General features: G+C 70.5%; 4 protein-coding genes. 3 read left to right on the plus strand and 1 reads right to left on the minus strand.

Features of this window, described 5'->3' with window-relative positions; translation table 11 throughout:
• Positions 1–38: 38 nt before the first annotated feature.
• Positions 39–395, minus strand: coding sequence for a HesB/IscA family protein (locus ACZ3I3_RS04115; RefSeq protein ID WP_086851802.1), 357 nt, complete (start codon positions 393–395; stop codon positions 39–41).
• 281 nt (positions 396–676) lie between these two features.
• Between ACZ3I3_RS04115 and nadA the strand changes: the two genes are divergently transcribed.
• The 3 genes from nadA to ACZ3I3_RS04130 form a co-directional block, all read left to right on the plus strand.
• The gene (gene nadA, locus ACZ3I3_RS04120) at positions 677–1,861 is read left to right on the plus strand and encodes a quinolinate synthase NadA (RefSeq protein WP_356924417.1); all 1,185 of its coding nucleotides are present in this window, start codon (positions 677–679) and stop codon (positions 1,859–1,861) included.
• Positions 1,862–2,065: 204 nt separating this feature from the next.
• A complete protein-coding gene (locus ACZ3I3_RS04125) occupies positions 2,066–3,511 on the plus strand; it encodes an alpha/beta hydrolase (protein ID WP_467362354.1) in 1,446 nt (481 codons plus the stop codon).
• Positions 3,504–6,382 (plus strand): tetratricopeptide repeat protein (locus tag ACZ3I3_RS04130; RefSeq protein ID WP_467362355.1); only part of this gene is annotated, 2,879 nt, incomplete at its 3' end. The genes ACZ3I3_RS04125 and ACZ3I3_RS04130, both read left to right, overlap by 8 nt.

The following is a 6,382-nucleotide window of genomic DNA, read 5'->3' on the forward strand; positions in this document are numbered from 1 at the left end:
TCGTCATGTCCGCGGCCGCGGGAAGCGGCTTGGCTGGCTCAGCTGAAGGAGTCGCCGCAGGCGCAGGAGCCCGTCGCGTTCGGGTTGTCGATCGTGAACCCCTGCTTCTCGATCGTGTCCACGAAGTCGATCGTGGCGCCGCCCAGGTACGGGGCGCTCATGCGGTCGGTGACGACCTTCACACCGCCGAAGTCCTTCTCGACGTCACCGTCGAGGGAACGCTCGTCGAAGAAGAGCTGGTAGCGCAGGCCGGAGCAGCCGCCGGGCTGGACGGCGACGCGCAGCGCGAGGTCGTCGCGGCCTTCCTGGTCGAGCAGGGTCCTGACCTTGTCCGCGGCGGCGTCGGTCAGGATGATGCCGTCGCTGACGGTGGTGGTCTCGTCCGATACGGACATCTACATCTCTCCCGGGTTGTACGGAGACTGCTTGCCGACGGGTCCAACCGGCGGGGCCGCGGATTCATTCCGGGCCGGGCGCTCGATCTCGGCTCCTTTTCATGCTCGCACACGCGCCCGGAACCGGAAAACGGCTCTTTCCCGGCCTTCCCGGGAATGAACGGCGGCTCACCGGGATTCACGTCACACAGACGCTATGGCCATCGTCAAAGTGACGTGAAGCAGTTATGATAGATAGCGTCAATTCGACGAAAAGTCGCGGAACAGAAAGGGTGCGTGTCGTGACCACCGCCCAAACCCAGGAGCTCGACGTACAGCCGACGCCCCTCGCCCTGCTGCTCCTCGGCCGTGAGGCCGACCCGAAGAGCGAGCGGGGCGTGGAGTGTCCAGGCGACCTGCCCTCGCCGTCCGACCCGGACCTGGTGGAGCGCGCCCGCAAGGCGAAGGAGAAGCTCGGGGACAAGGTCTTCGTACTCGGCCACCACTACCAGCGCGACGAGGTCATCCAGTTCGCCGACGTGACCGGTGACTCGTTCAAGCTGGCCCGGGACGCGGCCGCCCGCCCGGAGGCCGAGTACATCGTGTTCTGCGGCGTGCACTTCATGGCGGAGTCGGCGGACATCCTGACGTCCGACGACCAGAAGGTCGTCCTGCCCGACCTCGCCGCCGGCTGCTCGATGGCCGACATGGCGACGGCCGAGCAGGTCGCCGAGTGCTGGGACGTGCTGACCGAGGCCGGGATAGCCGAGCAGGTCGTGCCCGTCTCGTACATGAACTCGTCCGCCGACATCAAGGCGTTCACGGGCAAGCACGGCGGCACGATCTGCACCTCCTCGAACGCCAAGCGGGCCCTGGACTGGGCCTTCGAGCAGGGCGAGAAGGTCCTCTTCCTGCCGGACCAGCACCTCGGCCGCAACACCGCCGTGCGGGACATGGGCATGTCCCTGGAGGACTGCGTCGTCTACAACCCGCACAAGCCGAACGGCGGGCTGACGGCCGACGAGCTGCGCGCCGCGAAGATGATCCTGTGGCGCGGCCACTGCTCGGTGCACGGCCGCTTCAGCCTGGACTCGGTGAACGACGTGCGCGAGCGCATCCCGGGCGTGAACGTCCTGGTCCACCCCGAGTGCAAGCACGAGGTCGTGGCCGCGGCGGACTACGTCGGTTCGACGGAGTACATCATCAAGGCCCTGGAGGCCGCGCCGGCCGGTTCCAAGTGGGCCATCGGCACGGAGCTGAACCTGGTCCGCCGCCTGGCGAACCGTTTCGCACCCGAGGGCAAGGAGATCGTCTTCCTCGACAAGACGGTCTGCTTCTGCTCGACCATGAACCGCATCGACCTCCCCCACCTGGTCTGGACCCTGGAGTCGCTGGCCGAGGGCAACCTGGTCAACCGCATCGAGGTGGACAAGGAGACGGAGGCGTTCGCGAAGCTGGCGCTGGAGCGGATGCTGGCGCTGCCGTAGCCCGTAGCTCGTAGCTCGTAGCTCGTAGCGGAGTACGAAGGGGTGACGCCGACCATGGTCGGCGTCACCCCTTCTCCACGCAGGCCAGAGCGCGTTTCGTCTTTCGTGTTTCGTGCGGACAAGTTTCGCATTCCTCGTGTCCGGCCGACTCCGCCGTCATTACGCTGACCCCCTCACAGCACGACGCGCACATACGGGGGCGGCATGACGACACAGCGCGGCCGGGTCGACGATCTCGTGGTCGTAGTGCCGGGGATCATGGGCAGCCGGCTGACGGACGCGGACGGGAACGAGTTATGGGGGCTCTCGGGAAAGGCCCTGTTGCGCGGGATCAGGACCTTCGGGAGGTCCGTGACCCGGCTGGTCCTCCCCTCCGACCTGGTGGACGACCACCCCGGTGACGGCGTGCGGCCCGCCGGGCCGATGCCGGATCTGCACGCCCTGCCCGGGGTCGGGCCGCTCGTCGACGGCTACAACGGGCTGCTGGACTGGCTGGAGCGGCACTTCACCCTGCGACGCCGACTGCCGGGCGACGACCCTCGTACACCGGTCAACCTGGTGGACTTCTCCTACGACTGGCGGCTCTCCTGCCGGTACAACGCCGAACGGCTCGGCGAGCGGGTGGAGGAGGAACTCGACCGCTGGCGGGCCTCCGACGCCGGGCGGGCGGAGGCCCGGGTGGTGTTCGTGTGCCACTCGATGGGCGGGCTGGTGACCCGGCAGTACGTCGAGCTGGGCGGCGGCGCGGAGGTCACCCGTCGGGTGATCACGCTCGGGACGCCGTACCGGGGCTCGCTGGACGCCCTGCTGTACCTGGTGAACGGCCTGCGGCCGGGGTTCGGCCCGCTTCGGCTGAATCTGGCGCGATTCGCACGCAGCCTGCCGTCCCTGCATCAGCTCACCCCGGACTACGCGTGTCTGGAGGGTGACGGCACGGAAGCGGGGGAGCTCCGCTACGCGCGTGAGGTCACCGGGCTGCCGGGGGTGGACGAAGCCCTGCTCAAGGACGCGGCGCTGTTCCACTCGGCGTTGCGCGAGTCCCGGACGGGAGCCGCGTACGGGGTGGAGTACCTGCCGGTGAGCGGGGTTCTGCAGCCGACTCCGACCACGGCCCGGCCGGGGGCCGACGGCCGGCTCTCGCCACTGTTCACCATCGGTGGCGCGGACGAGGGCGGCGACGGACGGGTGCCCCGTCTGTCCAGCGCCCATCTCACGGGCGTACGGCGACCCGCGTACACCCCGTGGGAACAGCACGGTTCGCTGCAGAACAACTCCGCCGTCCGTTGGGCGGTGTGGGCGTGGCTGACACCAGAGCTGCCGGTGCACCGCGGTCCGGAGGATGCGGGGGCACCGCCACTCGGGGTGCGCGCGCCGGAAGTGCTGGCGGAAGGCGAGGCGGCGGAAGTCGAGGTGTCGGTCCCCAGGGACGTCCACGGGCACGACGAGCTGGCACTCGCCCTGAGCGTGGACGACGGCCCCGAACGCTCGCTGCGCAACCGGGGCGACGGGCGCTACACCGCACCGCTCACCGGTCTCGCACCCGGACCGCACCGGCTGAGGGTCCGCGCACGGCACGCTCCGGAAGCCTCGGTGACGGCGTTGACGCTGGTGATGGAGCACGAGGGGGAAGAGGGCACCGAGGGTGAATGAGGCTCCGGAGTTCAGGGCCACCGCGCTGTGCGTGGTGTGCGAGTCGTACGACGATTCTCGGACCTTCCCCCAGCTCGTGGGCGCCAAGGCCCAGATGGAGGAGATCGCCGGCCTCCTCGAAGGGCTGGGCTTCGACGTGCGGCTGGTGGGCGGGGGGAACCCGGACCGGGCTGCCTTCGACCGGGAGATCGAGGAGTGGAGCGAGGGCTGGCGGCGCTCGGGGGGCCGCAAGCCCGCGTTGATCCTCTGGTCGGGGCACGGCGTCCTCGCCGACGACGAACTGCGGCTCGTCCTCAGCGATCTGAAGCCCGGCGACCATGTGGGGACGCGGAACGTCCGGATACGCAAGCAGGGCGTGTCCACGGAAGAGCTCATCGGATACGCGGTCTCCTCGGAGGCCGATCAGATCCTGGTGGTCGTCGACACCTGCTATGCGGGAGACGGTGTCGGGGACGGTGTCCGAACCGCCCTGAAACACTGGTCCGAGATCTCCCTTCCGCCCGGCCGGACCAAGTGGCTCGGCAGCATGGCGAGCTGCCAGCGCAACGAAGTCTCGGACGGCGACGGCCCGCTGCTGCGGGCACTGGCGGCGGTGCTGCGGGAGGGCCCGCGGACGGACGAGTACCTGAGTGCGTGGAGCGCGCACAACGAGCTGGTCAGTGGTGTCGAGCTGCTGAGGGCACTGCCGACCAGATGGGACGCGGAGGGCCAGCGGCCCGCACGCGCCGCCGTGGGCGACGAACGCCCCGCGTTTCCCAACCCCCTCGCCCGGCCGGGTACCGCACCGACCCTCGTGGAGCACCTGGTGCTCGCCGCGCGCGGCGTGGGGCACCGGGAGGAGGGCTGGTTCTTCAGCGGACGGCGGCAGGTGCTCGGGAAGATCATCGGGTGGATGGAGGCCGCGACTCCCGGTCTCTTCCTGGTCACCGGGCCCGCCGGGTGCGGCAAGTCGGCGGTGCTCGGCCGTATCGCGACACTCGCGGACCCCGAGCAGCGCGCGGAGGCCGAGCGGCAGGGAGCCCTCAGGGAGGGTGACCCGGACCCGGGTGCACGGGACGCCCGGACCTTCGCGGCCGTCCATCTGCGGGGCCTGGACGCGACACAGGCCGCCGCGGAACTCGCCGCCCGGCTGGGGTTGCGCGAGCCGAGGAACGCGGACGCCCTGAGAGCGGAGCTGCGCGAGCTTCCGACGCCTCCCGTCCTGGTCCTCGACGGTCTCGACGAGGTGCCGGCCGAGCACACCCAGGGCGTGATCGAGGAGCTGGTCTTTCCGCTGAGCCGGATGCTCCCCGTGCTGGTCGGCTCCCGGGAACGGCCCTTCCGGGGCAGGCTGAAGGAGGGCGAGACGCTGCCGGACGCCCTGGTCCGCCACATCGGTGACAGCGTCACGACGGTGGACCTGGAGGCCGAGCCGGACACCCGGCAGGACATCGCCGAGTACGTGCGGCGACGCTGCGAGGCCGCCGAGGTCGACGGGGCCGGGGTCGCCGAGGCCCTGGCGGACCGCGCGACGGCACGGGACGGGGGGTTCCTCTTCGCCCGGCTGGTCACGGGCTTCCTCGTCGCACGGCTTCGAGAGCACGGGGACCTCCGGGACCGCTCGGGCGGGGAGTTCGACGGGCCCACCGACACCGAGGACCTGCTCGCCGGGCTGCCCGACTCCGTGGAGGCCGCGTTCGAGGAGGACCTGCGCTCCGGCCCACGGCGGGTACGCGACGACGGCACCGAACTCCCCTCGGCGGCGCGGGACCTCCTCACGGCGCTCGCGTGGGCCGCCGGCCGGGGCATGCCCGCGGGCGGAGTCTGGGAGGCCGTGGCCTCGGCGCTCTGCGGGCAGGGTGCCGTCTACGACGAGGGCGACGTGGACTGGGTCCTGTCCGCCTACGGCCGCTACATCGTCGAGGATGGTTCGGGCGCACAGGCCGTGTACCGGCTGTATCACCGGGAGTTCGTCTCACATCTGAGGAGACGCGAGGGACCCGAGGGGGCGGCCGCCGAGGTGGTCGTCCTGCGGGCGGTGGTGGACCTCCTCAAGCGGCAGGCCGAGGCCGGCGGCTGGGAGCGGGCCGATCCGTACGTACGGACCTGGCTGGCCCACCACGCGGCCTGGGCCAGCGCCCCGGGGCCGGGCATCGACATGCTGCGTGACCTTGTGGTGTGGGACCGGGAGAACGCGCTGCCGCACCTGGCGGAGGCGCTGTTCGAGGTCTCCGTCGCCTTGTCGGGGAACGCGCATCACACGGCTGCCGTGGAATTCGCCCGCGAGGCGGCCGACATCTACAGGGACCTGGCTGACAGAGACACGGTTTACCTCTCCGACCTCGCCACCTCACTCAACAACCTCGCCGTCCGCCTGGCCGAGACCGGAGACCGCCAAGGCGCCCTCGAACCCGCCCACGAAGCCGTACGCCACTACACCCAACTCGCCCACACCAATCCCGCCGCCTACCTCCCCAACCTCGCCGGATCACTCAACAACCTCGCCATCCGCCTGGCCGACACCGGAGACCGCCAAGCCGCCCTCGAACCCGCCCACGAAGCCGTACGCCACTACACCCAACTCGCCGACGCCAACCCCGCCGCCTACCTCCCTGACCTCGCCATGGCCCTCAACAACCTCGCCAACCGCCTGGCTGAGACCGGAGACCGCCAAGGCGCCCTCGAACCCGCCCACGAAGCCGTACGCATCCGACGCCAACTCGCCCACACCAACCCCGCCGCCTACCTCCCCAACCTCGCCACCTCACTCAACAACCTCGCCGCCCACCTGGCTGGGACCGGAGACCGCCAAGGCGCCCTCGAACCCGCCCACGAAGCCGTACGCATCCGACGCCAACTCGCCCACACCAACCCCGCCGCCTACCTCCCCAA

This window comes from Streptomyces sp. NPDC016851 (assembly GCF_055562795.1).